The following is a 23,924-nucleotide window of genomic DNA, read 5'->3' on the forward strand; positions in this document are numbered from 1 at the left end:
CATGGTCAAGACGGCCGCGACAAGGAAGGCGAAACGTGGGGATATCGACGAAGGCGGCATGGGCTACCTGCAGAGCCTGCCGCGTCGCGTGGTGACGGTCTATCTGCCGCTGCTGGTGTTCGTCTTCGTGCTTTTGTTTCCGTTTTACTGGATGACGATCACGGCGGTTAAACCCAATCTCGAAATGACCGACTATGCGCAGTTCAATCCGTTCTGGGTGGTGCATCCGACATTGGAGCACATCCGCTATCTCCTGTTCGAGACCTCCTATCCGGGCTGGCTGCTCAACACGATCATCATCTCGACCGCCGCTACGTTCCTGTCGCTGCTGGCGTCGGTGTTCGCCGCCTATGCGATCGAGCGGTTGCGCTTTTCCGGGGCGCGGCAGGTCGGCCTCGGCATCTTCCTCGCCTATCTGGTGCCGCCCTCGATCCTGTTCATTCCGCTGTCGGTGATGGTGTTCAACCTCGGGCTCTACGACACGCCCTTCGCGCTCATCCTTACCTATCCGACCTTCCTGGTGCCGTTCTGCACGTGGCTGTTGATGGGCTACTTCCGCTCCATCCCGTTCGAACTGGAAGAATGCGCGCTGATAGACGGAGCGAGCCGGTGGCAGATCCTCACCAAGATCGTGCTGCCGCTGTCGGTGCCGGGCCTGATCTCCGCCGGCATATTCGCCTTCACCCTGTCATGGAACGAGTTCATCTATGCGCTGACATTCATCCAGTCCTCGGAAAACAAGACCGTGCCGGTGGGTGTGCTGACCGAGTTGGTGCGCTCCGACGTCTACGAATGGGGGGCGCTGATGGCGGGAGCGCTGATCGGCTCGCTGCCGGTGGTGGTGCTCTATTCGTTCTTCGTCGAGCACTATGTCTCGTCGATGACCGGCGCGGTGAAGGAGTGACGCGCCGGCTCACGCAAGGCGACCGGCGCGGTCAGATCGCGCCGATGATGCCGCCGTCGACGCGGATGTTCTGGCCGGTGATGTAGCCCGCACCTTCGGAAGCGAGGAAGGCGATGGTCGCGGCGATCTCCTCCGACGTGCCGTAGCGCTGCATCGGCACGCTGTCGCGGCGCTCCTCGGTGGCCGGCAGGCTGTCGATCCAGCCGGGCAGCACATTGTTCATGCGCACATTGTCGGCGGCGTAGGTGTTGGCGAAGATCTTGGTGTAGGCGGCAAGCCCGGCGCGGAACACGGCGGATGTCGGGAACATCGGGCTCGGCTCGACCACCCAGGCGGTCGAGATGTTGATGATGGCGCCAGCCCTCTGCTTGACCATCTGCGGCGCCACGATGCGCACCGGCCGGATGACGTTCATCAGATAGACGTCGAGACCGGTGTGCCACTGCTCGTCGGTGATTTCGAGGATCGGCGCGCGTGGCCCGTGGCCACCGCTGTTGACCAGCACGTCGATGCGGCCAAAGCGCTCGAGCGTCAGATCCGCGAGCCGCTGCAGATCGTCATTCGACTGGTTGGAGCCGGTGACGCCGAGGCCGCCAAGCTCCTTGGCCAGAGCCTCGCCCTTGCCGGAGGACGACAGGATCGCGACCTTGAACCCGTCCGCCGCCAGCCGCTTGGCCGCCGCCGCACCCATGCCGCTGCCGCCCGCGACGACGACTGCTACTTTTTCTACACTCATCTCGATTTTCCTTCGTGCGGGTTGGCGGGACTCTAAAATCCATGTTTCCGAGGTTCGACCAGTGCTATAAACGGTTTTGCCATCTGGTTCGAACCAGAAAGCCTGAAATCAAGCTGTAGAAAAACTCCTGCATGCCTGAAGCCTTCCTGAGCCTGCCGCCGTTGAATGCGCTGCGTGCCTTCGAAGCCGCCGCGCGTCACCTCAACTTCCGTATCGCGGCGCAGGAGCTGAACGTGACTCAAGGGGCGGTGGCGCAGCATATACGCGGGCTGGAAGCGGATCTCGGCGCAAAGCTGTTCGACCGGCTGCCGCGCGGCCTGGCGCTCACCGACGAGGGCCGCGCCTATATGCCGAACATCCGCCGCGCCTTCGAGCTGATCTCGGAGGCCACCTTGCTGCTGCGGCCCGAACCGGCGCGGCTGACGATCAGCGTCACGCCGAGCTTTGCCACCAAATGGCTGATCCCGAAACTGCCGGAGTTCGTCGCGCACAACCCGCTCGTCGATCTGCGAATCCTGGCCAGCGAAAACCTGTCGAGTTTTCAGGCCGACGGCGTCGACATTGCGGTCAGGCAAGGCCGCCCGCCCTTCGGCGCCGGGCTGATGGTCGACCTGTTGTTCCCACAGCAGATCGTCGCCATCTGCAGCCCTGCCCTGCTGCCTACCGAGGCGAACGAGATCGCGACGGCCGATATCCAGCATCATGTCCTGTTGCACGACGCGCACAATCTGTGGCCGGAATTCATGGAGAGAGCGCTCGGCCTGAGGATGGCCACCGGGGCCAAACGCATGCGCTTCAACCAGACAGGCCTAGCCATCGACGCCGCCATTGCCGGCCAAGGCATCGCACTGGCCAGCCGTTTCCTCGTCGCTGCCGACATTGCCGCCGGCCGGCTGGTGCAGCCGATCAACGCGGAGATGCGTGGGACGCACGATTTCTATGTCGTGATGCCGCGCAAGCAACGGCACCCAGAACCGACGCAAGCCGTGCGGCAATGGCTGCTGGATGAGGGCGATGCGGCGCGGCTGTGATAGATAGCCGATCTCCCCGCAAGGCGGGAGATCCGCAGCTTGGCCGACGCCGCCCCTTTCAGCCTCGCCGAGCAATGTCGGCCGCCACTGCCTTCGCCTCGCGTCCAATTTCCCTGAGCAGACCGGTGACCGGATTGTAGAAGCCGACGAGGTAGAGGCCGAGTTGCGAGGCGCGGGCGTTGACGCCACTGCGCTCCGGCTGCAATTCCACGGGCAGAAACTTTTCGTAGCCCGGGCGATAGCCGGTGGCGAGGATGACGGCGTCGAAATTTTCCAGCCTGCCGTCGGTGAACGCAGCGCCGCGCTCGGTGAAGCCCGCTATGTCGGGTGCGATCTTGATGGCGCCTTTGGTGATGGCGTCGACCGTGCCGACGTCGATGACCGGGATGCGGCCGACTTCGTCGATCTGTTGCAGGATGCCCTGCTTCGGCCTGACGATGCCGTATCTCTCGAGCTTGCCCAGCGCGAAATCGAGGATGATCGGAAACATCCACTCGTTCAGCGCCTGCGGCATTGGCCGGCTGGCGATGCCGACCATCTGGATCGGCACGCCAAACAGCTGGCGCGGCACGATGTGGACGCCCTTGCGCACCGAAATGGTCGGACGCGCGCCACTTTCCGCCAAGTCGAGCGCGATCTCGGCGCCGGTGTTGCCCATGCCGACGATCAGCACCGAGCGGCCAGCAAAGGGCGCCGCTTGCGTATAGTCGGCGCTGTGCAGCACCTCGCCCTTGAAAGCCTCGATGGCAGGGAGCCGGGGGACGATCGGCTCGGCATTGTTACCGCTGGCGATGACGACATGGCGCGCCTTCAGGTTGTCCGAACCTGTCTCGACCAGAAAACCGCTGTCGGTACGGCGAATGGCTTTCACCGTTATGCCGAAGCGCGGGCGCAGATCGAATTTTTCCGCATAGTCGTCGAGGTAACGGACCACCAGTTCGCGCGGCACGTAGCGCGGATAGTTTTTGGGAAAGGGCAGGAACGGCAGCGACGAGAACGACTTGACTGTATGCAGATGCAGTCGCCGATAGTGCCGCCGCCAGGCGGGCGCGATCTCCTGCGATCTTTCGAGCAGGATGAAATCCACTCCTGCCCGCTTCAGGCAGGCACCGACCGCAAGGCCGGCAGGCCCGGCGCCGACAATAACGACAGTGGTGTCCAAGCGATTCTCCTCCCGCCGGGTTGGCAGAGGTTATGTGCAGAGGCGCAGGCGGGACAAGTCACCCGTTGCGCAGCATCCCGGCCGCGACGGGAGGGCTGGCGTTGCTCCCTAGCCGATATGCTCGGCGCGCAGCTTCTTCTTTATCTGCTCCAGGCCTGCCTCGCCGCCCGTCGCCAGTTCATCGGCGATCCTTGCCAGCTTGTCATCGGCGTTGCGGTATTTGCTGCCCCAGGCGCCGAGCGTCGCCAGCACCGGCAACAGGTCGATGCCCGCCTCGGTCAGCTTATAGATCGCCTTGAGCTTGTGCGTGGGGTCGTCGCTTCTGGTGACAATGCCCTCATCCTGCAAGGTCTGCAGCCGCTCGGCCAGCGTGCGCGACGAGATGCCTTCGCCTGATAGCAGAAACTCCCGGAAGTGCCTTTTTCCCGCGAAAATCATGTCGCGGATGATCAGCAGCGTCCAGCGGTCACCGAGCAATTCGAGCGACAGGCTGATGGGGCAGCCGGATCTTTCCCTGGTCGACATTCTCAATGCTTCCATTTCTAAATCACTTTACTATTGACATCATTTTTCTCTCGTGTCAATGGTTCCGAAAGTAAAGCAATCACCAACGCCGCCTGACCTGGCGCTGGTGACACCAGAGCTCAATCAGGAGAACAACGATGAGAAAACTGATCCTGCAGATGCAGATGTCGGTCGACGGTTTTGTCGGCGCGGCCGGCGATGAGCACTGGCAGCTCTGGGAATGGGGCGCCAACTGCCCGTGGGACGACGACTTGAAGCAGGATTTCAACGCGGTGTTCGCCGGCATCGATACCATTCTGCTCAGCCGCAAGATGGCCGAAGAAGGCTATCTAACCCATTGGGGCAATGCGGCAAAAAACTATCCGCGCGATCCCTTCTACGCCTTTGCGCAGCGCATCGTCGAGGCGCGCAAGGTGGTGCTGAGCGACAAGCTCGCGGCATCGCGGTGGGAGCGCACGACGCTTGCCAGCGGCGACCTGCCGCGCGAGGTCAAGGCGCTGAAAGCTGAAGGTGAAGGCGACATGGCGGTATTCGGCGGCGCCGGCTTTGCCTCGGCGCTGATTGCAGCGGGACTGGTCGATGAGTTCCAGCTGTTCATCAATCCGGCCGCGCTGGGCGACGGCGAGCGGATTTTCGACTGTGGCGGCTTCCTGAAATTGCGCCTGCTCGGCTCTAAAGCCTATGCCTGCGGAATGGTGGTGAACCGCTACGCGCCGGCAATGTGAAGCAGTTCAGAGATTGAATCCGTGGACCGCTTCAACTCTTTGTTTTTGCGAGAACTCCGGACGGATCACCGCAACCCGCTCCTCGTGAACCTGCGCTAGAAATTGATCTCGACCGAAGCGGCACTTCGCTTTGCCGGCCCGTGAAACACCGCCTCGATGTTGTTGCCGTCGGGGTCGAGCAGGAAGGCGGCGTAGTAGCCGGGGTGGTAGGGCCGCTCACCCGGCGCGCCATTGTCGGCCCCGCCGGCATCGAGGCCAGCCTTGTAGAACGCATCGACCATGGCCTTGTCCCTGGCCTGGAAGGCCAGATGATGGCGCCCGGTCAGCTGTCCCCTCGCCGCCCGGCTGTCGAGGCTTGAGATGAACAGCTCGTCGGCCCAGAAATAGTCCTCGGCCTCGCCGCCGATCGGAATGCCGAGCACCTTGAAGACGGCTTCATAGAAGCGCCGGCTCGCCTTGAGGTCCCTGACCACCAGCTGGACGTGGTCGATGAGGCGGCCGCGATGCAGTTCCATGAGCGATATCTCCCGTCGCGAGACCACAAAGCTAGTGCCGCGGAGCGGCTCGTCAATTCGGCAGTCTATCTTGTCGGCGCGCTTGGCAGCCTTACGCCCCTGCTTTTGTCATATCCGGATGGACTTCCACGCAGACCGGATAAAAAATGCAATCGGATCGTCGGATTCGAAATCCCGCCAACGTCCTTCGGACGCAAGCGGCGCAACGGAGCTGGAGCGAGTGGCGCCGCATCGAAACCGATCTCGGGAGAAGAGCATGAACAGTTCCTACCGTTGGGTGATCGTCGCGTGCGGCGCGCTGATGACCTGTGTGGCGCTCGGCGCGATGTTTTCGCTGGCGATCTTTCTCGAGCCGATGGCGCTCGACACCAACTGGTCGCGAACCGGCATTTCCAGCGCCATGACGCTGAATTTCTTGGTGATGGGCGCAGGCGGTTTCGCCTGGGGCGCCATCTATGACCGTGTCGGCGCCCGCCCGGTGGTTTTTGCCGGCGCGGTGCTGCTCGGTCTGTCGCTGGTGGTGGCAAGCCGAGCCCAATCGCTGCTGGTCTTCCAGCTGAGCTATGGCGTCATCGTCGGGCTGGCGGCCAGCGCCTTCTTCGCGCCGATGATCGCGCTGACCACCGCCTGGTTCGAGACCCATCGCAGCCTGGCCGTGTCGCTGGTCTCGGCCGGCATGGGCGTGGCGCCGATGACCATTTCGCCCTTCGCACGCTGGCTGATCACGGCCTATGACTGGCGTACCGCCATGTTCGACATCGGGATCATGGCTTGGGTGCTGTTGCTGCCGGCCGTCTTCCTGGTGCTCCAGCCGTCGGCGGCGGTCGCGGCAGCGGATGGCAGCGCGCCCGCACCTGCCGCGGCCCCCGGCATGTCAGTCGGCCAGGCGTTGCGCTCGCCGCAATTCCTGGTGCTGGGCATGACCTTCTTCGCCTGTTGCGCGGCGCATTCGGGGCCGATCTTCCACATGGTGAGCTATGCCATGTCGTGCGGCGTGGCGCCGATGGCAGCCGTGTCGATCTACAGCGTCGAGGGCCTTGCCGGCCTTGGCGGGCGCGTGCTCTACGGCGTGCTCGGCGACAGGCTGGGCGCCAAGCCGGTGCTGATCGTGGGCCTCGCCATCCAGGCGGTGGTGATCGCCGCCTATCTCGCCGTCGGCAATCTCGAGCAGTTCTATCTCCTGGCGATCATCTTCGGCGCCACATATGGCGGCGTCATGCCGCTCTATGCGGTTCTGGCGCGCGACTATTTCGGGCCACGCATCATCGGCACGATACTTGGCGCCGCGACCCTGTTGTCCAGCCTCGGCATGTCGTTCGGCCCGCTCGCCGGCGGCATGATCTTCGACGCCTATGCCAGCTATTCCTGGCTGTTCATCGGCTCGGCGCTGATCGGCCTCGGTGCTGCCGGCATCGCCATCGCCTTCCCGCCGCAGCCCGGCCGAGAGAGGCTGCAGGCGGCATGAGCGAAATTTCCCCTCGAGGGGAAATACTCATCACCCTGTCCCCGTTCCCGAGCGCAGCTCTTCTCTGCCCTCGTCGTCGCGGCTGAGCCTGGCGTCCGAGATCAGCACCACCGGGCATTGGCAGCGCTGCAGCACGCCGGTGGTCGTCTCGCCGAAGAAGAGTTCCTCGCCAGGGCGCCGCGCCACGCCCATGACGATCAGCGCCGCCCCCCTGCCGGCCTGGCGGGCAATGGCATCGGCGGCGGCGGCCCGGCTGCGGATGGCCGTCTCGATCTCGACGCCATAGCGGTCGGCTAGTGCGACGGTATCCTTCAGCACCGCCTCCCTGCGGCGATGCGAGACAGTGTCGCGCGGTTCGTCGCGGCCGACGCGCGCGACATAAAGTATCTTGACCCGCGCACCCGTGACCGCTGCAATCGCCAGCGCCATTTCGGCACCCCGGCGGGCGATCGCGGTGCCGTTGACCGGAACCAGAATCTTCCCGCCTTCAGGTCCTAGCCTTGGCATCTGGCGGCCGGCGCCGGTCGCCTTCAGCACCAGGCATAGCGGGCCCTCGAAGGCGCCGGCGATCTCGTTGATGCGGCGGGCAAACCCACCTTTCGACGTGACCGCGCGGCCGAGCCCGATCAGCAGCAGCCCATAGCCTTTGCGCGCCTCCTTGGCAACCGTTTCGGCCGAAAGCTCGGCCTCGTGGCGCCGCGTGACAGGCGCCGCGCGGGCCAGCTCCTCGTCCGAACTCCTGGCGGCCTCGCGGCTGTCCTCGGCACCCTTTTCGATCGGCTCGAGCTTCGCATCCGTGCCGGGCTCGGCCTCCTCCCCCTCGCCTCGGGCATGCAGCACCGTCGTCGGCCTGCCGGCGCCCACGACTCCTGCGAGGTAAGCGGCAAAGCGGCCGACAACGCCCTCATCGGTCACCACCAGCAGTCGTTCCAGATTGGCGATGAAGCCGCGTTGGTCGATCTCCTCGCGCTCCAGACGCTTCTTCTCGTTCTCGCCCATCGGCAAGCGGCCGAGTGCCCAACGCAAGGTCGGCGGCATGGCGAGCGTGGTGATGACGGCCATGGTCACGATCATGGTGAAAAGATTGTGCGACAGAACGCCGATCGACAGGCCAATAGAGGCGACGATGACTTCGGTCGAGCCGCGCGCGTTCATGCCGCAACCGACGGCGATGCCTTCCTTGCGGCTCATGCCGGCAAGCTCGGCGCCGATGAAGGCGCCGGCGAATTTGCCGAAGCTGGCGATCAGCACCAAAGCGGCCGTGAGTAGCGCAAGCTCGTGGTCGACAAGCACGGTGAGATCCGCCGAAAGGCCGGCGACGCCGAAGAAAACCGGCATGAACAGCGCCATGATGACGCCGCGCAATTGCCCTTCGATATGACGCGACAGGATCGGCGATTCCCCAACCAGTATGCCGGCGACGAAGGCGCCGAGCACGGTGTGGACGCCGATCAGATCGGTGATCAGCGCCATTGCGCCCATGATGGCGAGAATGACGGTGACGACGGCGTATTCGCTGCGGAACGTATCGTTGGTCCAGCGGATGGCGTCGAAGACGATGCGGCGGCCAATCGTGAAGGAAAACCCCATGAAGGCGGCGACGCCGACAATGGTGAAAGCAAGGCTGCCGAGCTCGATGCGCCCCTTGGTGGCGATGCCGATGGTGATGGCGATGATCACCCAGCCGATCGTGTCCTCGATGATGGCCGACGAGACGATGGTCTGACCGAGATCGCGGCGCATGAAGTTCATCTCGCGCACCACCATGGCGACGATCTTGACCGAGGAGATCGACAGCGCCGTGCCGAGGAAGAGACCGGCGACAATGCGCTCGGTTCCGTCGGCCAGCAGCGAGGCCGGCATGAACTGCGCGGCGGTGAAGCCGAGCGCGAAAGGCACGGCGACGCCCGCGGCGGAGATGGAAAAGCACGCACGGCCGACCCTGCGCACCAGCCGCAGATCCGTCTCCATCCCGGTGAGCAACAGAAGCATCAACACGCCGAGCTGGGCGATGGCGCTGATCATGCTCTTTTGGGTGGCGTCGCTTGAAAAGATCACGCGTTCTGCTTCCGGCCATAGCCAGCCGAGCAGCGATGGCCCGAGCAGGATGCCGCCGATGAGCTGACCCATCACCGCCGGCTGGCCGAGACGCTCCAGCAACTCGCCGATGCCGCGGCCGACGAGAAGCAGAAGGAGGATTTCGAGAACGAAAATGCCCTCGCTGGACATGCCGGTCTTTTCGGCTGCCAACGATGCGGCCGGCATGAATGCGAAAGCTGCCGCGGCAAGCGCGACCGACCGGCGCCGGTTGACCACGAAGGACATGCACCCCCTCATTGTGCCCGGTATAACGTTTTGAGGGCGAGATCGGTTGCACGCCACGCTCCCTTGGCGCGCCGCAGGTTCCTCCTTACCTGAATCGCATAACGGGCCTATCTGACTGCGGATAAACCGCCGAGACCCGGGCCGGCGACGGAACATTTTCAACCGATTGCGCGTTGCGCGGATGGGGATGACCGGCGTCGTTTCGGCCGGCCATGGCGTTGGGAGGCGCGTGGCAAGGGATGTCCCAGGTCAAGACCGTGAAAACCGACGAAGCGGCTGCAGCGCCGCGGGCCTCTGATGCGTTCGCGCTGAAGCTCACCTCATCGGAATTCGTGGCCACCATGTCGCATTTCCACCGCGCCGAAATAGCCCGCATGGCCGGCTGGCGCGACCGGCTGGACCGTACCAGCAACTGGGCGATTACTGTCGTCGCCGCCATGCTCTCAGTCTCACTCTCGACGCCCAGCGCCCATCACGGGGTGCTGCTCTTTGCCATGCTGCTGACCACGCTGCTGCTATGGATCGAGGCGCGGCGCTATCGTTTCTTCGACGTCTACCGGGCCAGGGTGCGCCAGTTCGAGCGCTATTATTTCGCGCAGATCTTCTCGCCGCAGCCCGACTACGCCTCCAACTGGCTGGCCATCGTCGGCGAAGGCCTGCGTTCGCCGCGCTTCCTGATCTCGCAACGCGCGGCGTTGGTGCGCCGGCTGCGCCGCAACTACATTTTCATGTACACGATCCTGATGCTGGCGTGGGTGCTGAAGATCACGACGCCCAGTCTGCAGCGCGAAGGGTCGCCGATAGGCTTGGGCGCGTCATTTCTCGACGCCGCGCGCGTGGCGCAGCTCGGCCCGGTTCCAGGCATCTATGTCGTGTGCATGGTCGGGCTGTTCTATGTCGGCCTACTCGCAGCCGCTTTCCTCATCTCACGCGACGAGGGCGAGCTTTCGCATGGCACCGTGCATGTCTGAGAGCGGCCTCGAAAAGCGCAATCTGCCGCGGTGATCTTCAGCAGACATTGTCGACCATCAGAGCGGTCGCTTCCGACCGGCTTGCGGCTTCCTCAACCGGAAGCCGTGCGCGATGGCGCTTGTAGGCGGTGAGCGCGATGACCAGCACGCAGCATACGGCGTTCAGCCAGTTGATCGCCGCCAGAGCGGGATCGTTCAGATTGATGTGGGCGTAGAGTCCCGTCGTGGCGTTGGCGCCTGTCCACAACAGCCAGGTCGCGTAGGAAATCGCCGACGCCCCGTGCCTGTCCCGGGCCACCCGCATGATCTGCGGCAGGTAGGACACCACCCGCAAGCCATTGAAAATAGTGAAAAGATAAAAAGACAGATCAGCAAGTGTCATCCGAAACCCCTGTCATGGCCGACGTCCCATAGCGTTCCTTGCAGTGGCGGCATGTGAGCCCGTTCACATGCCGGTTTCGATTTTCCTGTTGCGGCCCGGCATCCGGACTCTTTCGCCATGGGGGGGTTCGCCGTGAGCCAGCCCGACGAGGTCGACATGAACCAGATCTTGTTTCGGCCGACGGCGCGGGAGTACTAAACAGATCTCGTGCTTGGGCAAAGTTCGGGTTGACCGCTGCCAAGCGCGCGGCGACTATCCCTGCAACGTGCAGGAGGACATGAGAATGGACGAACCCGATCGCTGGCGGCACATGGCGAGCGCCCCCAAGGACGGCAGCCGCATCCTGGTCACGGTCAGGCCATCGGAACAGGGGCCGGCCGAGGTCGACCTCGCTTACTGGTCGCGCGCCGACCAGTTCGGCACGGAGGGCTGGCGCTCTTCCGATTCGTCGCCAGGACGGGTGATCGAATACCCCGAACCGGAGTTGAAATGCTGGATGCCGCTGCCGACGGCCAATCTGAGCCGGGCTTCAATGCCAAGTCCGTGGCAAGGCGAAGACGTCCCGCTGCTCGACGGCTCCGGGATATGATCTCGGCGGGATGACCGTAGGAAATACGCTGCCGGCCCAATACTTGACGGCCTTACTTCGGCCGACGCACCGATCGCACCATGCCGCCGGGGCCGCTGCCGCAAAAGAAGCGGTCGCCGCCGTCGGATTCGAGCCCGGAAACGCCCACCCCCGCCGGCATGTCGAGCCGTTCCAGCACCTTGCCAGTTTGCGGATCGACGCGCCGGACATCGCTCTGGTCGCCTTCCCAGGTGCCGTGCCAGAGCTCGCCATCGACCCAGGTCACTCCGGTGACGAAGCGGTTTGAGTCGATGGTGCGCAGGATTTTCCCGGTCTCGGGATCGATCTGGTGGATCTTGCGCTCCCGGTTTTGCCCCACCCAGAGCGTGCCCTCGGCCCAGGTCATGCCGGAATCGCGGCCGCCGCCGGGCGCCGGGATGGTGGAGAGCACCTTGCCGGTATCCGGGTCGATCTTCTGGATGCGGTCCCCGGCGAGCTGAAACAGATGTCGGCCGTCATAGGCGGTGCCGGCATGGGCGGCGACATCGATCGAGCGCAGCGTCTCACCGCTTGCCGGATCGAAGGCGGTCAGCCGCTCGCCCGCGGCAAACCAGACATTCTGTCCGTCGAAGCTCACGCCATGCACGGTGTCGACATCAGGAAAGGGCCCGTATTCACGCAGGATTTCCGCTGCTGAATGTTTCATGTCCTGGTCCTCGATCATGGTCACCTTTCCTAGCCGTTCGGCAGCGGCGACGGGAGTAACAAGGTGGTCGTGAAACCAGCGACCGGCGGCGTCATCCAGCGCCGCGCCCGGCCGTGACCGAAGGACTGCACCTTGCCGGTCTCGGCCAACTGCTCGAGCGCCCGCTGTACGCTGCGCTGTCCGGCGCCTAGCGCCAGCGCCAACGCCGAGCTGGCCCAGGATTCACCATCGGCCAGGAAGGCCAGCACCGCGGCGTGCCGCTCCTCGATCGGCCGCGCCAGAACCGCCACGGAGCCTGCTTCGCGCGGCTTCAGCGCAAAGCCCTGGCTGGTCGCGCCGATGCCGGCCAGTGGGCGCAATTCGGCGCGCAGGCGGCCGATCTCGACCCGCAGCCTGGCGCGATGCGATTCATCGGCATGCCGGCCGCCAAAGGCGTGGGCAATCAGCGTCGCCCTCGGCACATCCGTCGGCCAGGCTTCGGCAAGCGCGCGCGCCAGCGCAAACAGCACCGGCCGCGTTGCCAGCGAGATCGTTGTTTCCTGCTTGTGCACGATATAGCGGAACGTATCGACAACCAGCGCCGGCGACGCCTGCAGCGCCTCGACCTCTTCGAGCAACAGCGGATGCTCCTCGCCGCCTGCGATCAGCCGCGCCGCCGGCGTCTCCAGCGCCAGGAAGCCGCTGTCGACCTCCGCCATGAGACCCGGAATGCCGGCCCGGCGGGCGGCATGGCGCGCCCACTCAAGGGCTGCGCGCGCGGCCTTCGTCTTCAGGCGCCGCATGGCGATGCCGGCAACCGCGAGTTCATGCGCGGCGCGTGAGGCCGGCGGAAGCGGCGACGGATCGAGCCCAGCCAGCACGTCTTCAGCTTCGTCGAGGCGGCCGATCAGCAGCAGGCGGCGTACTTTGAGATGCCCGGCATGCGCCGCGTTCAGCCGGTCGCCATGCTTTTCCAATGTCGACCGCGCCGCGTCGAGCGCCTTGGACGGCCAGCCGAGATCACGCGAAACAAGCGCGATCTCGGCTTCGGCGACAACGCACCTGGCGCGCGCCACCGCCTCCTTTGGACCGAAGGCACGGCCGGCCCTACGCAACAGTACTTTGGCGCGATGGAAATCGCCGAGCTGCGCCATGGCAATGCCGCGCAACGCCAGCGCCGGGGCATCCTCGCGCAAGGCGACGCGGTCGAGTGCCGCCAGCGGGTTGCCCGCCGCCAGCGCCAGCCCTGCCGCGGTGATCAGCGAGTCCATGCAAATCCCGTCACATTTGTAACTCCCACCGCTCCCCTTACCGGCCCTAACTTAAGTCACCACCGCCAAGCAGCAAGCTGCGGACGGCGACCTAGCCATCTGGACTGGTTGAAGACGCCCAGGCCTGCGTTGACGGCAATATTCGCATTCGCTAGCCTGAGCATCTCAGACAGTCGCGTTAAGCTTCTCAATAAGGAAAAACCGACCATGCCTGCTTCCGAGGACCTCGAGCCCACCGTGCGGCCTCGCCACCCCTGCTGCGGTGGCCCGCCTGCAAATGCCGTCACATTTGTAACTCCGCCCTCGCCGCCTCGCGGCCCTAGCCTGCCTCACGATCAACAGGCAACGACAAGCCACAACGGCTCAACAACTGGCAAAGGAAACAAGCAATGACCAAGCACGTGGCAATGAAGACCCCACCGGTCGTTTCAAGGCAAGAATGGGAAGCCGAGCGCGAAAAGATGCTGGTGAAGGAAAAGGCAACGATGCGCGCCAGGGACGCGCTGTCGGCCGAGCGCCGGCGCATGCCATGGATGGAAGTAGACAAGGCCTATGTGTTTGAAGGTCCCAACGGCAAAGCGAGCCTGCTCGATTTGTTCGAGGGCCGGCGCCAGTTGATCGTCTACCGCGCCTTCTACGAACCCGGCGTCCACGGCTGGCCCGAACATGCCTGCCGCGGCTGTTCGCTCGGCGCCGACCAGGTCGGCCATCTCGCCCATCTCAACGCCCGCAACACCACGCTTGCCTATGCCTCCCGCGCGCCGCAGGCTGACATTGCCAGCTTGAAGCAGCGGATGGGTTGGGAGATGCCCTGGTACACAATCACCGACAGTTTCGACAAGGATTTCGGCGTCGACGAATGGCACGGCCACAACGTGTTCATCCAGGACGGCAAGAAAGTGTATCGCACCTACTTCATCAACAACCGCGGCGACGAGCAGATGGGCACGGTCTGGAGCTACCTCGACGCAACGCCGCTCGGCCGCCAGGAAATCTGGGAGGATTCGCCCGAAGGCTATCCGCAGACCGAGCTCTACAGCTGGTGGAACTGGCACGACAATTACGACGCCGCACCCGACAAGACGTGGGAGGAAGTGTCGGCGGCCGGCGAAGCCGCGTTCCGCAACAAGGACGGCAAGTAAGGACCTGGAGCGGCGCCCATCCAGCTTGGTTTCCTGTCCCTCACGGGACAGGAAACCCGGGCATTGATCATCAAGGGATTACGACCATGAGCGATATCGGCACAGGCACCGACAGTGAGGTCCCTAAACGCTCCGATGCAGTTTCTCTCCGCACCGCCGACTGGCTGTGCCTCGCCGCGGCCCCTGTTTTCGCCGTGATGGCGCTGCTTACCTGCATTCACGCTGGCGACGGCGTCATGTCGTGCCTGGGGGCCGATGCCTCCCCGCTCACCGGCATGCCGCTGATGTATCTCTTGATGAGCGCCGTCCATCTGGCGCCTTGGCTGCGCGTGATTTCCGGCCGGCCGGTCCGGCGATAGGCTGGACCGCCGCCGCCATGCTAACGCTCTTTACGTCGGAGAGAGACTATGAAGCTGGTCAGGCTGAGAGCGCCGGGCGGGTTGGACAAGCTCGACCTGGTCGAGGAGGATCAGCCCCGGCCTGGGCCGGGAGAAATGCTGGTCAGGATTCGCGCCTGCGCGCTGAACATGCGCGACGATTTCGCCGTACAAGGCAAGGTGCCGCTCGCCGAAGGCCGCGTGCCGCTGTCGGATGGCGCCGGCGAGGTGATCGCGATCGGTGACGGCGTCGACACGTTCAAGCCGGGCGACAGCGTCGTCAGTGTTTTCTACCCCTGGTGGCTGGCCGGCGACATGAGATCCGATACAAGCCGCGACATTCCCGGAGACAGTTTCGACGGCTTCGCCAGCGAGTATGTGTGCATGCCGGCGCAGGCCTTCACCAAGGCGCCGGCGGGCTATACGCATCTCGAGGCGGCAACGCTGACCTGCACGGGCGTCACCGCCTGGCGCGGCCTGGTGACATGCGGCAAGGTAAAGCCCGGCGACACGGTGCTGATCCTTGGCACCGGCAGCGTGTCATTGTTTGCGCTGCAATTTGCCAAGGCCGCCGGCGCAAGGGTCATCGCCACGTCGTCCGATGAAGAGAAGCTGGAGAAGCTCAGACGACTCGGGGCCGACAGCGTCATCAACTACAAGGCGGTGCCGGAGTGGGGCGGCAGGGCCAGGGAACTGACGGACGGACGCGGCGTCGATCATGTGATCGAGGTCGGCGGACCGGCGACGCTGGCGCAGTCGATAACGGCCTGCCGGACAGGCGGGCATATCGCACTCATCGGCGTCCTGACCGGCTTTGCAGCAGAAGTTTCGATCCCGGCGCTGTTTTCAAACCAGATCCGCATCAGCGGGATTTCCATCGGCAGCAAAGCCGACCAGCAGGACATGATCCGTGCCATAGAGGTCAACCGCCTGAAGCCCGTCATCGACAGCAGCTTTCCACTGCAGGACATCGCCGCCGCCTTCAGGCATTACGAAGCGCAAAGGCATTTCGGCAAGATCTGCCTCGAGCTTTAGACCCTGCGATCGGCATTCCTACCCAGCGGCCGGCGCCAGCGTGCCGCTTGCCATCAGGCCCCAGAGTTGATCGGCCGTCAGCTGTCTGGCCGAGCCGTCGTAGGCCACCCGGCCGAGGCTGAGCACCACGATCCTGTCGGCCAGCGCCCTGACCGTCGACAGGTCGTGCGTGACCAGGATGACGGCGGTGCCGCTGGCGGCGATCGAACGGATCAGCTTGACGACCTGCGCGGTCTGCTTGACGCCGAGCGCGGCGGTAGGCTCGTCGAGGCAGATCAGCTTGACGTGATCGGCAAGCGCGCGGGCAATGGCGATGGACTGCCGCTGGCCGCCCGACAGCGAGCGCACCAGAACGTTTTCGTCGCGAAGCGTGACGCCCAGCGCGGCAAGCCGGGCACGACACTGCTCGGCGGCCTTTCGGTCGTCGCGAACCGGGAAGACACCGAGCCAACGCCGCGTTTCCTCACGCCCGAGGATCATATTGTGGGCGACGCTGAGGTTCGGGCAGAGCGCCAAATCCTGATAGATGGTCTCCAGGCCGGCGCCGCGTGCATCCTGCGGGCTCCTGAAGGAAATCGGCTGGCCCTCGAGGGTCATCGCGCCGGCATCGGGCTGGATGGCGCCCGAAATAATCTTCACCAGCGTCGACTTGCCGGCGCCATTGTCGCCGAGCAGACAGACGATCTCGCCTTTGCCGACCGTGAAGCTCGCCTCTTCCACGGCCGTCAGCGCGCCGTAGGATTTGCGGGCGCCGGCAATCGAGAATGCCGGACCTTGCGGGGCTTCTGCATTGCCCGCCGTCACGGCAGGGCCGGCCGAGGCGACGGCACCATTGTCCGCCACCGTGAAGTTGGTCGCGGCCGCCCGAGCGCGCCGGCCGCGAAAACCGATCGCAGCCTGGTCGGCCACCAACGCCAGCAACAGCATGCTTCCCACCGAAATGGATTGCCACCATGATTGCAGGCCGACGAAGATCAGTCCTGCATTGAGGATGCCGATGGTGGCAACGCCGATGGCGATGCCGAGCGGCCGGCCGGAGCCGCCGGAAAAAGCGACGCCGCCAAGGATCGCGGCGGTGAGCACGTCGAGCTCGAAGCGAACGCCGATGGTCGGCGTGATGCTGCCGAGACGACCGGCGATCAGAACCGAGACCAAACCGATCAGCAAGCCATTGGCGGCGTAGAGGCCAACCACCGTGCGTCCCACAGGAATGCCGCAGAGTTCGGCCGCGCGTGGGTCGCCGCCGATGGCATAGATTCTTAGTCCCGTGACCGTGCTGGTCAGGACAAAGGCTCCGGCGACAAAGACCAGCGCGGCGATGACCACGGTGTACTGGATGCCGAAGATCTTGCCCCGCCCCAATTCGAGCAGAGCCTCGGGAAAACCATAGACCGCGGTGCTGGAGACGACGAAGGCAAGGCCGCCATAGAGCGCCAGCATCGCCAGCGTGACGATCAACGGCGAGATGCTCAGCCTGCGCACCAGCAGACCGTTGAGCAGACCGAGCAAAAGGCCCAGACCCAGGCCGACGCAGATCGCCAGCAGCGCGCTCTGCGTCGCCACTGCAACCTTGGCAGTGATGATGCCGATCAAGGCGACCATGCTGCCGATGGAGAGGTCGACATAGCCGGCGATCAGCAGCGCGGAGGTGCCGAGCACGGCAATCAGGATCGAGGTCGAGTTGACGCCGATGACGACGAAATTGTCGAGGCTGAAGAACGATTTGTTCAACAGCGAGAAAGCGACGATCAACCCCAGCGCAACCAGGGCAAGGCCGACGCGGCCCGAGGCTTCGCCGGGCGGCTTGGTGCCGGGCAGCAGGGATGAGGCTGCTTGCATCGGCAGCCGCTCGGATCGAACATTGTCTGTCATCATGCCCAACCGGACTCAAGGATAGGAACCGGCCGGCCAGCCACGGCTGGATCCGGCCGGCGCAACACATTGGGCGCTACTTTGCCTCGGATGACCAGGGGAAATTCACATACTGGTCGCGCGTATCGTAGCAAATGTTGCCGTACATCCTGAGATAGATATCGCGGCGCTTCGGGTCCTTGTAGACCGCGGCCGGGTCGGCGACGTCGGCCTCGTACTGGGCCATGTAGTCGCTGGTCAGCGCCACCGGCAGGATATCCATCGCCTGCGGGATGCTCTTGCCCTCCAGCCAGTCGGCCGCGTGCTGGCCCATGGCATAAGCGAAGACCGGCGACGCCAGGCTGATGCTTGCCTTGTAGGGACCGCCGCCTTTCTTGATCGCGGCGACCGCCTCCGGTTCGCCGTCGATGCCGCCAAGGAACTGGTCCGACCGCGCCTTGCCCGCCGCTTCCAGGGCAGCCAGCGCGCCGAGCACGACGGTGTCGGCGCCGAGCACGACATCGACGTCGGGATGGGCCTGGAGAATGGTGCTCATCGTGGCAAAGCCGCCTTCCTTGTTGACGGGATTGGGTGAGATGTCGGCGACGATGGTGACGCCTGGCATAGCCTTGAAGATGTCGCGCATGGCGGCAAAGCGCGGCGCCAGGAATTCCATGCTGTCATGCGACAGGATGACGACATTGGCCTTGCCACCGAACTTGTCCTTTATGTAGGCCGCGGCCGCTTCGGCCAGCACCTTGCCGGTCTCATATTGCGGCGCGTTGAGCAGCGACGTCGCCGGCGGCGGCACGATGGTGCCGACATAGGCGCCGGACCAGATAAGCTCCTGCAGGCTGCGGCTCATGGAGGCCGGGTCCACGGGGGCTGCGACCAGACCGCCGATCTTGGAGGCGAGAAACAATTGCACCTGCTCGACGCCCTTGGCGGCGTCATTGTTGGCAAGCGCGCGGCGATATTCCAGGCCGCGATCCTTGGCGGCGGCGGCCAGGCCGCGGTCGACACCCTGCATAAATTCACGCTCGTTATCCTGCGCGAAGGCCAGCACCTTGTTCAGGCCGGGCGGTGGGCTGCAGGCCGGCGCCTTCGGATCGAACGGCGCAAATACCGCCGGCTTGGTGAGCCCAGCCGGACCGTCCTGCGCGCTTGCCAGGACGGTACCGCCCGCGAGCACAGCGGCAACGCCGAGCAGCGTCGCCAGCATCATGTTCCTGTCAGATCGCATTTTACTTCCTCCCTGTCGTTGATTGTTGCCGCGCTTCGTAAGCCTCGCGGTCGCTACTCTTCCCAGTCTCCCCAGATACCCACCTTCCCGCTTGCAAGTCAAAAGTTTTTCCAGTGGAATTAATTAATCAGAGATAGTCGGGTGGCTCGCCCACGCGATCACGCCTTGGCGATCAGCGACTGGACGGCTTTGGCCAATTCCGTGCCGAGCACGCGATGCGCGTCGCTGTCGAGGTGAATGCCGTCTACCGCGCTCGATTCGACGACGTCGCCGGCGTTGAAGAAGGCGGCGCCGGCGCGCCGGGCCGCATCGCGGAACAGGCCGGCAAAGTGCATCGACTTTGCGGCGCCGCCCAGGAACATCTGGCCGAACCAGTCGACCTCCAGCATCGGCGGCGGCGCTACTATCAGGACCGCGGGCGCCACGCCCGCGGCGCCAGCTTCGCTGCGCAGGACAATTCTGGCCAAGATCTCAATAGAATCAGCGACATCATTCGGCGTTACCGAGAACCTATGCTTGAGATCGTTGGTGCCGAGCATCAGGATGACGAGGTCGAGCGGCATATGCGTTTCCAGGCACACCGGGAGCGATTTGAGCCCGTTCTTGTGGAGACCTTCGATCGGATCGTCGTGCACGGTGGTGCGCCCGCCCTGCCCTTCTTCGATCACATCCCATCCGCTGCCGAGCTGGAGGCGCATGATGCCCGGCCAGCGCCGGTCGGGCGTGAAGCGGCGCCGTCCGACGCGGGCCAGGGTGGGAATGGCGCCATAGGTATTGGAATCGCCAAAGCACATGATTGTCCGGGTCTGCGTCACGGCATTGCTCCTCCAGGCTTGCATACTTTGAACGACAGCAGGCCGGCCGGCGTCAACTACATTTTTCCATCGGGTGGATTTAAGTGTTGCCTTGCCGTGCCCGCATTGCTACGTCAGCGCTTTGATCGGCTCGCCTTGCGGCCAACCTCCTTGCGCAGGGGAAAGCGTGACCGGCACCAGCTTCTTCAGTCTCGAAAAGATCGCCGAGGGCCGCAGCGGCGGAACCACGCAGGCCGAGAGCCGCGTCTACAACGAACGCCTGATCGTCTCGCTGATCCGCCGGCAGGGCCAACTGGCCAAGACCGATTTGACGCGGCTGACCGGGCTGGCCGCGCAAACCATTACCACCATCGTCAACCGCGCCGCCGACAACAAGCTGCTGCTGCGCCTGGAGCCTCTGCGCGGACGGCTGGGGCAACCCTCGGTTCCCTATGCGTTGAACCCGAAAGCCGCCTATGCCTTCGGCCTCAAGGTCGACCATCGCAGCGCCGATGTCGCCCTGGTCAATTTCGTCGGCGACGTGATCGCGTTCGAACGCACGCTGTTCGACTATCCGACGCCCGTCGAGGTGATGAAATTCGCCAAGGGCGCCATCGCGCGCATGTGCCGCAAGCACAGATCGATAGAGCAAGACCGCATCGCGGGTCTTGGCATCGCCTCGCCATTCCATCAGTGGAACCTGAGCGAAGAGGGCGCGGTGCCGGCGAGCAGGCTGGATGCCTGGAGGGAAATCGACATTCGCGCCGAACTGGACCGGGCGTTCGACTGGCCGGTGTTCCTCTACAACGACGCCACGGTGTCGGCCGCGGCCGAACTGATGTTTGGCGCCGGCGGATCGCGCGCCGACTTTCTCTATGCCTATGTCGGGCACTTCATCGGCGGCGGCCTGGTGCTCGATCATCACTTGTTCCCCGGCCGCAACAAGCTGGCCGGGGCGCTGGGCGACATGCCGGTGCCCGCGCCGGGGCGCAAGGGCGACGGGATGACCCCGTTGCTGCGCGTCGCTTCGCTGCATTCGCTGGCCGGCAAGCTCAACGACCAGGACAATGGGGACGAGGGCGCCGGCCGCATCTGGTCGTCGCCCGACGACTGGGGCGACCTTGGAGAGCCGCTCACCGCGTGGATCGATGAGGTTTCGGACGGGCTTGCCTATGCCGCCCGCAGTGCCGTTGCCTTGCTCGACATCGACAATGTGGTGATCGACGGCGCCATACCGAATGGCGTGCGCAAGGAGATCGCCAAGGCCATGCGCAGAAAGCTGGCACGGATCCTTGTCGATCGCCCCGAGCCGTTCTCCGTCATCGAGGGGACGTTTGGCCATCTCGGCCCCGTTATCGGCGGCGCCAGCATTCCGTTGCTGGTGAAATATTCGAACGACAAGGAACTGCTCTTCAAGGAATAGGCGCGCAGCCGCCGGCACCAGGCATTCCCCAAACAGCGAACTGTGAGACTTGTCACATACCTGCTCGTGAAGCGCGTGCTACTTGCACCCTGCGGTCGGTCGACGCCGAAAGAAATCGCCTGCCATGGTCTGGCGGTGACGGGCCTTTCACTTTATGCTGTGGCAGGTTGCATACTCTCAACGGACCTTGATGCCGCAAGCGGTGTTCTCGTCGGCGTCAGGCCGCGACCAGGAGTTTTGTCATGCTCCGACTTTGCGGATTCATCGCGGCCTTCATCCTTGCCGGCTTCACAAGCTTCGAGGCCTGCGCCGATCGAAGGGTCGCGCTCGTCATCGGCAATTCCGATTATCGCGACATCCCGGCGCTGAAGAACCCGGCCAAGGATGCCCAGGACGTATCGGCCACGTTCCGGCTGGCCGGCTTCGAGGTTTTCGTCGCCGAGAATCTCACCAAGCAGCAGTTCGAAGGCCAGTTCCGGGACTATCTGGCCGCCGCCGACGGCGCCGATCTCGCCGTCGTCTACTATTCCGGGCACGGCTTTCAGATCGGCGGCGAGAATTTCCTGATACCGGTCGACGCCTCGTTGAAGAAGGCGGCCGATATCGAGGTCCAGGCCATCAAGCTCAACGACGTGCTGGAGCAGCTGCGCTCGAAGTCGAAGATCCAGGTGATCATCCTCGATGCCTGCCGCAACAATCCCTTCCCGCGCAACAATTACTGGCTGCGCGACCAGCTTGTCACCGCCGGCAATACCGGGCTGGCGCAGGTGCGAAGCTCGCTCAACACGCTGATTGCCTTCGCCACCGAACCAGGTGCGGTCGCCTATGACGGCAGCGGCGACCTGAGCCCGTTTTCATCGGCGTTTTCGCGGCGCGCGCTGGCGCCGAACCAGGAGATCCGCACGGTCATGTCAGCGGTGCGCCGCGATGTCGTGCAGGCCACCAACGGGATGCAGGTGCCCTGGGAAAATTCGTCGCTGATCGATGACGTGGTGCTGGTGCGCCGCAACAACCGGCCTTCGCTGCCGCCAGTGCTGGAGAAGGTGGTGCTGTCGGGGGTCGGTCCTGTCGCTCTCGGCCTGCCGGAGCCGGTCGATGTCGATGGCGGCGCTATCAGCGTCAGCATCGAACGTCCGCCAGCAATGGGCCGTCTGGTGCTGGACGGCAAAGACGTCGCGGTGGGCGAACCGATCGCCGGCAAGGACCTGCCGCGCCTGCAAATGGATGTCCCCAAAGGGGCCGCCACGCAGGACGAGGTGGATATGCTTGCCTATGCCACGCATGACAACTGGGGCGGCGGAAGCCAGGGCATATTGGTGTTCCGCGTCAAGAGCGGCGAAGGTGCGGCGGGTCAGCAGATCATGGCTTCGCTCGAGGCCGAGCAGAAGCAGCAGGTGCTGGAGCGCGGCATCCACATCACCGGCGCTGCCGAAGCAATCGAGAACCGCAAGCTTGATATTCCCGTCGGCGTCGGCCCGGTCGCGCTCAATCTGGATTTCCCCACTGACGATCCGGCGGTCAGCCTGAAGGTCTCGGGGTATCCGGCAACGGGAACGCTGTCATTGCCTGATCGAACCTTGTCGCCGCAATCCAGCCTTCTGGCCGGTGAAGTCGACCATCTCCGTTACGAGCCGCAGATCGGCGCCGGCGCGCCGGTCGAGGTCGGCTTCGAAATCCGCGCCGACAGCAGCTCCGCCAAGCCGGCGACGATGAAACTGTCGCCGACGGTCGAGGCTTGCGACACCGCCGCCGGCGAGCCTCTCGACCTGCAAGGCGTGGTGCCCGGCCTGCTGCCGAACGAGATCGGCGCCGGTGCGGTGGCAGCCTGCGAGGCGGCGGTGAAAACCTATCCAGACGTCGCCCGCTTCCACTACGAGCTCGGCCGCGCGCTGCTTGCGGCAGGCCAGGTTAGAGAGGCCAGGACAGCCATCGAGGAGGCCGCCAAGAAAGGCCATGTCCGCGCCGTCTTCGAACTCGGCTATCTCAACGCAACCGGAACCGGAACGGCCATCGACCGCACCCAGGCCAACGCTCTCTACAAGGCTGCCGCAGACAAGGGCGATCCTTACGGCATGACCTCGTGGGGACGCGCGCTGTTCAATGGCTATGGCGTCAACCGCGATACGGCCAAGGGCCTCGACCTGCTGCTCAAGGCGGCGGCCATGGGGCACACCTATGCCATGAACGATCTTGCCGCCATCTTCACCGAGGGCCGCAACGGCGTGCCTGCCGATCCGGCCCGCGCCGTCGCCTTCCTGCAAGCGGGGGTGCAGCGCCAGGACATGTATTCGATGAACCTGCTCGGCCGCAATTACCTCGCCGGCCAAGGCATCGACAAGGATCCGAAGACGGCGCAGGCGCTGTTCCAGCAGGCCACCGATCTTGGCCAGCCCTACGCGCCCGGCAGCCTCGCCCGCATGTACAGGGATGGCGCCGGTGTGCGCCAGGACCCGGCGGAAGCGCAAAGGCTGTTCGAACTGGCGACCACGCGCGGCGATCCGTCGAGCGCCTATGATCGCGCGGCGCTCGAAATGGCGAAAGGCGACAAGGCCGATCAGGCTGTCGCGGTGCGCTTCCTGGCATTCGCCGTCGCGCTCGATCTGCGCAAGGAGCTGCCGGACGCCAAAAAGGGCCTGGCGCAGTTCGGCACCAAGCCGAAAACGGCAGCTTTGGACGCCCTGCGTCGAGAGCTCAAGTCGAAGATCCCCCCGTCCGGTTCGCTGGACACGCAACTGGTCAATGCGGCCCGGGGGGTCTGGGAAGAAGCCAATCCGCGTCGGGATTTGTTCTGAAC

Annotated in this window: 22 protein-coding genes; 11 read left to right on the forward strand and 11 right to left on the reverse strand. The window is 64.5% G+C overall.

Going from position 1 to position 23,924, the window contains the following annotated elements:
- The first annotated feature begins 1 nt into the window (after position 1).
- The gene (locus X730_RS140680) at positions 2-904 is read left to right on the forward strand and encodes a carbohydrate ABC transporter permease (protein WP_023673469.1); all 903 of its coding nucleotides are present in this window, start codon (positions 2-4) and stop codon (positions 902-904) included.
- A gap of 31 nt (positions 905-935) precedes the next feature.
- On the opposite strand, the gene X730_RS140675 is transcribed toward X730_RS140680, so the two are convergent.
- Positions 936-1,640 (reverse strand): SDR family oxidoreductase, encoded by a 705-nt coding sequence (locus X730_RS140675; RefSeq protein WP_023673468.1) that lies wholly within the window; start codon positions 1,638-1,640, stop codon positions 936-938.
- Between the two features lie 131 nt (positions 1,641-1,771).
- Between X730_RS140675 and gcvA the strand changes: the two genes are divergently transcribed.
- On the forward strand, positions 1,772-2,671 hold the full coding sequence (gcvA, locus tag X730_RS140670) for a transcriptional regulator GcvA (RefSeq protein ID WP_023673467.1): 900 nt from the start codon (positions 1,772-1,774) through the stop codon (positions 2,669-2,671).
- A gap of 58 nt (positions 2,672-2,729) precedes the next feature.
- Here gcvA and X730_RS140665 read toward each other — a convergent pair whose 3' ends face one another.
- Both X730_RS140665 and X730_RS140660 read right to left on the reverse strand, forming a co-directional pair.
- Positions 2,730-3,833, reverse strand: a complete 1,104-nt coding sequence (locus X730_RS140665; protein WP_023673466.1) for an NAD(P)/FAD-dependent oxidoreductase — start codon at positions 3,831-3,833, stop codon at positions 2,730-2,732.
- Positions 3,834-3,941: 108 nt separating this feature from the next.
- Positions 3,942-4,358: a helix-turn-helix domain-containing protein gene (locus X730_RS140660; protein ID WP_023673465.1), complete on the reverse strand. Its 417-nt coding sequence runs from the start codon at positions 4,356-4,358 to the stop codon at positions 3,942-3,944.
- A 137-nt stretch (positions 4,359-4,495) separates the two neighbouring features.
- On the opposite strand from X730_RS140660, the gene X730_RS140655 reads away from it, so the two are divergent.
- Positions 4,496-5,083: a dihydrofolate reductase family protein gene (locus X730_RS140655; protein ID WP_023673464.1), complete on the forward strand. Its 588-nt coding sequence runs from the start codon at positions 4,496-4,498 to the stop codon at positions 5,081-5,083.
- Between the two features lie 95 nt (positions 5,084-5,178).
- Here the strand turns inward: X730_RS140655 and X730_RS140650 are convergent, their stop codons facing one another.
- Positions 5,179-5,607, reverse strand: coding sequence for a VOC family protein (locus X730_RS140650; protein WP_155922514.1), 429 nt, complete (start codon positions 5,605-5,607; stop codon positions 5,179-5,181).
- Between the two features lie 247 nt (positions 5,608-5,854).
- Between X730_RS140650 and X730_RS140645 the strand changes: the two genes are divergently transcribed.
- Positions 5,855-7,063 (forward strand): MFS transporter, encoded by a 1,209-nt coding sequence (locus tag X730_RS140645; RefSeq protein ID WP_023735437.1) that lies wholly within the window; start codon positions 5,855-5,857, stop codon positions 7,061-7,063.
- 30 nt (positions 7,064-7,093) lie between these two features.
- On the opposite strand, the gene X730_RS140640 is transcribed toward X730_RS140645, so the two are convergent.
- Positions 7,094-9,388, reverse strand: a complete 2,295-nt coding sequence (locus X730_RS140640; protein WP_023827254.1) for a cation:proton antiporter — start codon at positions 9,386-9,388, stop codon at positions 7,094-7,096.
- A 239-nt stretch (positions 9,389-9,627) separates the two neighbouring features.
- On the opposite strand from X730_RS140640, the gene X730_RS140635 reads away from it, so the two are divergent.
- Positions 9,628-10,359, forward strand: coding sequence for a DUF2270 domain-containing protein (locus tag X730_RS140635; RefSeq protein ID WP_023703102.1), 732 nt, complete (start codon positions 9,628-9,630; stop codon positions 10,357-10,359).
- 37 nt (positions 10,360-10,396) lie between these two features.
- Here the strand turns inward: X730_RS140635 and X730_RS140630 are convergent, their stop codons facing one another.
- The gene (locus X730_RS140630) at positions 10,397-10,741 is read right to left on the reverse strand and encodes a PQ-loop domain-containing transporter (protein ID WP_023827255.1); all 345 of its coding nucleotides are present in this window, start codon (positions 10,739-10,741) and stop codon (positions 10,397-10,399) included.
- Between the two features lie 283 nt (positions 10,742-11,024).
- Here X730_RS140630 and X730_RS140625 point away from each other — a divergent pair, with 283 nt between their 5' ends.
- Positions 11,025-11,330, forward strand: a complete 306-nt coding sequence (locus X730_RS140625) for a hypothetical protein (protein ID WP_023689804.1) — start codon at positions 11,025-11,027, stop codon at positions 11,328-11,330.
- 52 nt (positions 11,331-11,382) lie between these two features.
- Here X730_RS140625 and X730_RS140620 read toward each other — a convergent pair whose 3' ends face one another.
- A complete protein-coding gene (locus tag X730_RS140620) occupies positions 11,383-12,015 on the reverse strand; it encodes a glutaminyl-peptide cyclotransferase (protein ID WP_031197269.1) in 633 nt (210 codons plus the stop codon).
- Positions 12,016-12,044: 29 nt separating this feature from the next.
- Positions 12,045-13,265 (reverse strand): hypothetical protein, encoded by a 1,221-nt coding sequence (locus X730_RS140615; protein ID WP_023827257.1) that lies wholly within the window; start codon positions 13,263-13,265, stop codon positions 12,045-12,047.
- Positions 13,266-13,654: 389 nt separating this feature from the next.
- Between X730_RS140615 and X730_RS140610 the strand changes: the two genes are divergently transcribed.
- The 3 genes from X730_RS140610 (at position 13,655) to X730_RS140600 (ending at position 15,819) form a co-directional block, all read left to right on the forward strand.
- Positions 13,655-14,407, forward strand: coding sequence for a thioredoxin family protein (locus X730_RS140610; protein WP_023695474.1), 753 nt, complete (start codon positions 13,655-13,657; stop codon positions 14,405-14,407).
- 86 nt (positions 14,408-14,493) lie between these two features.
- Positions 14,494-14,766: a hypothetical protein gene (locus tag X730_RS140605; protein ID WP_023672530.1), complete on the forward strand. Its 273-nt coding sequence runs from the start codon at positions 14,494-14,496 to the stop codon at positions 14,764-14,766.
- 48 nt (positions 14,767-14,814) lie between these two features.
- Positions 14,815-15,819, forward strand: a complete 1,005-nt coding sequence (locus tag X730_RS140600) for an NAD(P)-dependent alcohol dehydrogenase (RefSeq protein WP_023827258.1) — start codon at positions 14,815-14,817, stop codon at positions 15,817-15,819.
- An 18-nt stretch (positions 15,820-15,837) separates the two neighbouring features.
- On the opposite strand, the gene X730_RS1000000165470 is transcribed toward X730_RS140600, so the two are convergent.
- The 3 genes from X730_RS1000000165470 to X730_RS140590 form a co-directional block, all read right to left on the reverse strand.
- Positions 15,838-17,694, reverse strand: a complete 1,857-nt coding sequence (locus X730_RS1000000165470; RefSeq protein WP_023827259.1) for an ATP-binding cassette domain-containing protein — start codon at positions 17,692-17,694, stop codon at positions 15,838-15,840.
- A gap of 73 nt (positions 17,695-17,767) precedes the next feature.
- The gene (locus X730_RS140595) at positions 17,768-18,913 is read right to left on the reverse strand and encodes a sugar ABC transporter substrate-binding protein (RefSeq protein WP_032910293.1); all 1,146 of its coding nucleotides are present in this window, start codon (positions 18,911-18,913) and stop codon (positions 17,768-17,770) included.
- 158 nt (positions 18,914-19,071) lie between these two features.
- Entirely contained in the window at positions 19,072-19,728 is a 657-nt protein-coding gene (locus X730_RS140590; protein ID WP_245261413.1) for an SGNH/GDSL hydrolase family protein, read from the reverse strand.
- A gap of 166 nt (positions 19,729-19,894) precedes the next feature.
- Between X730_RS140590 and X730_RS140585 the strand changes: the two genes are divergently transcribed.
- Positions 19,895-21,130 (forward strand): ROK family protein, encoded by a 1,236-nt coding sequence (locus X730_RS140585; protein WP_023827262.1) that lies wholly within the window; start codon positions 19,895-19,897, stop codon positions 21,128-21,130.
- A gap of 242 nt (positions 21,131-21,372) precedes the next feature.
- Positions 21,373-23,922 (forward strand): caspase family protein, encoded by a 2,550-nt coding sequence (locus X730_RS140580; RefSeq protein ID WP_023827263.1) that lies wholly within the window; start codon positions 21,373-21,375, stop codon positions 23,920-23,922.
- The last annotated feature ends 2 nt before the right edge of the window (positions 23,923-23,924 follow it).

The organism is Mesorhizobium sp. L103C131B0 (assembly GCF_000502275.1).
Classification (GTDB): Bacteria; Pseudomonadota; Alphaproteobacteria; order Rhizobiales; family Rhizobiaceae; genus Mesorhizobium.